Consider the following 2,926-nt stretch of genomic DNA (forward strand, 5'->3'; position numbering starts at 1 on the left):
GCGACCGGGCGGCCAAGTTCGCTCGCAACAACGTGCGAGTGTTTGCGGGTGACCAATCGTCATTCGATGCGGTTGTGACCAACGCGGCTGGTTGCGGATCGGGCATGCAAGAGTACGGCATGATTCTGCGAGGCACCGACATCGAGTCACAAGCCACTGAATTGGCCGGAAGGGTCAAGGACGTGTCGGTGGTGGTCTGCGAACACGCCGATCGGCTTCGGCTGAAGCGACCTGCATTGGTCCACGAGGGCGAGGCCATTGTGCGAGTGGCTTACCAGGATGCGTGCCATTTGGCCAACGCCCAGGGCGTGCGAGTGCAACCTCGCGAATTGCTTCGCCGGGTGCCGGACGTGGAGTTGGTCGATGTGGCGGAGGCGCACTTGTGTTGCGGTTCCGCGGGAACCTACAACTTGGATCAACCCGAAACCGCGGACGAACTTGGACGTCGGAAAGCCAAGGCGGTGATGGCAACGGGGACCCCGATTGTGGTCAGTGGCAACATCGGTTGTTTGACGCAGTTGCAGACACATTTGAATTCAATGGCGACCAAGGCTCATCCAGCCCCGCGGGTCATGCACACGATGGAATTCTTGAGTGCGTGCTTGGATGGCTGACCGCTGAATGGAATCCGAACCTGGTCCCCAAACACCTCGAACCCCAACGGCCACGATGAGTGCGAACGAATTGTCCTTGAGTGAATTGGAAGCGTTGGCCCGTCAGGAAAACGTCCGCGGCAAAACCATCGATTGCTTGCTCGCACTGCAGTCCGACGACGAGGAGGTCCGGACGTGGGCGAGCGAGGCTTTGTCAGGGTCCATCGAGCCAAGTGCGGATGAAGAAGAGGAGATGGCAGGATTGCTCGAGTCCGTGTTGTACGCGGGCGAGGAAGGAGAGAGCTGGGACGCGTTGGCGGTCGACCAGCTTTACTGGACCGCCACGATGCTCGGACGCCTGAATCACTTGGATCCCTCGACCAAGCAAGTCCTCCAAGAACTCGCTGAGTCCGCCTTCACCACGCTCGCCCCCGCCGCCAAACGAGCCCGCTCAGTCATCGAGCGAATGCGCGATTGAGGATGGCTCCACCTCGCAAGGAGGTCGTGCCGTTTTTAACTGCTGCATTGCCAAGCGTTTCTCATCACCCTCTCTCTGCAAAGGTCGAGCGAAGCGAGGGGAGGGTCGAGCATCGGAACCAGCGCGTCACCCTGGCCTGCTGAATGTTTGGCGTTGCCACGGATAATGCGTCGTTGGTTTCTGTTCTTTCCTCCGCCCCAACGGGGCAGCTCTAAGGTAGCCCCAGGCATCGCCTGGGGTTTCGTTGAGTGCTCTGAGTGCTCAGGGAAAAGGACGTCGGAATGATTCAAAGGAGCGTCCAGTGAGGTCGCGTCTTTGCCGGCATCGACTGGGGCGAAGACCTCGCGTCCAATCGAGCTCGACACGCTCAATGGCGATCTAGCAACCGTAGCAAGTGGGTTGCGATGGCCTGGTGCTCCTGAAGCTCTTTCCCACCAAATTTTCCTTGCTCTTCGGATCCGCGCAATGCATAAATGCAGTCGAGCAGGCGGCTCACTCAGGCTGACAGCATGTCTGCGGCACTTGGTTCTTCTCTACGGAGACTGATTCAGGGACCGCGCTCGATTGAAAAGGATCGATGAGTGGCTGCCATTTGGATGCATGGGCGTTTCCTGCTAGCAGGACAATGCCAACCAGCGCAGGCCTCAGACTATGAACTGGCCTGGAGCACGCCCCTCCGCGTAAAGGCCGTACGGTGCCATCCACCAAAGGCCTGGAGTGAACCAGTTGCAACCAGGCCCGGACGTGCCGACAGAGCCATTGCCGGGGCCGTCAGGCCCCGGACGAGCATGCCCACACAAAGACAAAACCCCGAAGGGGTGACAGAGTCGATTGTGCTCGGTCGTCCCGTCAATGCTCTGGGGCATGTCCGCAAGAGCCTCACCGACGCGGCCGGACGCACTATCCAGAGCATCGATGCCCTGGGCAAGATCACCAGCTATGAATACGACGCTTCGGGCAACCAGCTCAAGGTCCGCGACCCCAACGGAGTCGGCCAGGACTGTCTCTACGATGCCCTGGGGCGTGACACCCAGTGCACCGACACCGCCAGTGGCGTGACGCAGAGCAGCTATGACCTGGCCGGCAACAAGGTCTCCTCGACCGATGCCAAGAGCAACACGACGACGTACGTGTTCGACGCACTCGGTCGCCAGATCAAACAGATCGATCGCCTCTCGGGTGAAACCGAGTTCGCCTACACGGACACCGGCCAGCTGGAATCGCTGACCGATGCCGAGGATCAAGTCACCAGCTACACGTACGACGCGGCCGGCACCAAGCTGACTGAAACCTACCCGGACCACGTGCCCAGCAGCACGATCGGTCAAACCGGTTACGGGATCGTCTCGTTCACCCCGGATGCCACGGGCCGCACGGTTCAGCGAACCGACCAGCAAGGTGACACGTGCGACTTCACCTACGACCTGGCCGGTCGGCTGAGCAGCAAGGCCTACACCGGTCACGCCAGTGGCCCACTGTCCGGCCAAAGCCACACCGACACGTTCACCTATGACGATGCCAGCCGCATGCTGACAGCCGTCAGTGGCCGCTACGGCAACACGGTGAGCTACACCTACGACGATGCGGGGCGCAAAGCCAGTGAGTCGATCCAGATCGGCGGCCAGACGTACACGGTCCTGACCGATTACGACGCGGCGGGCCAAGTGTCCAAACTGACCTACCCGGACGGCAAAGAGGTCGACCGCAGCTACACCGACCGCGGCCAGCTTGCCGGGATCGACTTCGACAGCACCACGATCGACACGCGAACGTACGACGACGGCGGCCGGATGCTCACCAGCAGCTACAATAACGGTGTGAGCGAAACACGGGCGTACAACAACGACAACACGCT

Annotated in this window: 3 protein-coding genes; all 3 read left to right on the forward strand. The window is 60.7% G+C overall.

The annotated features are described in order from the left end of the window. Positions 1–614: (Fe-S)-binding protein (locus ACF8AM_RS07590; RefSeq protein ID WP_392555051.1), on the forward strand; the 614-nt coding region annotated here is incomplete at its 5' end. 55 nt (positions 615–669) lie between these two features. Continuing rightward, positions 670–1,071 carry a hypothetical protein gene (locus tag ACF8AM_RS07595; protein ID WP_392555052.1) on the forward strand — a complete coding sequence of 134 codons (402 nt, stop codon included), beginning with the start codon at positions 670–672 and terminating at the stop codon, positions 1,069–1,071. Between the two features lie 788 nt (positions 1,072–1,859). Further along, a partial coding sequence (locus tag ACF8AM_RS07600; RefSeq protein WP_392555053.1) for a hypothetical protein occupies positions 1,860–2,926 on the forward strand: 1,067 nt, incomplete at its 3' end.

The sequence above is a fragment of the Rhodopirellula sp. JB055 genome, from assembly GCF_043100905.1.
GTDB lineage: Bacteria > Planctomycetota > Planctomycetia > Pirellulales > Pirellulaceae > Rhodopirellula.

Excerpts from the sequence above, each read along its gene's own strand:
- ACF8AM_RS07595 (WP_392555052.1), top strand. The coding sequence starts at position 670 with ATGAGTGCGAACGAATTGTCCTTGAGTGAATTGGAAGCGTTGGCCCGT.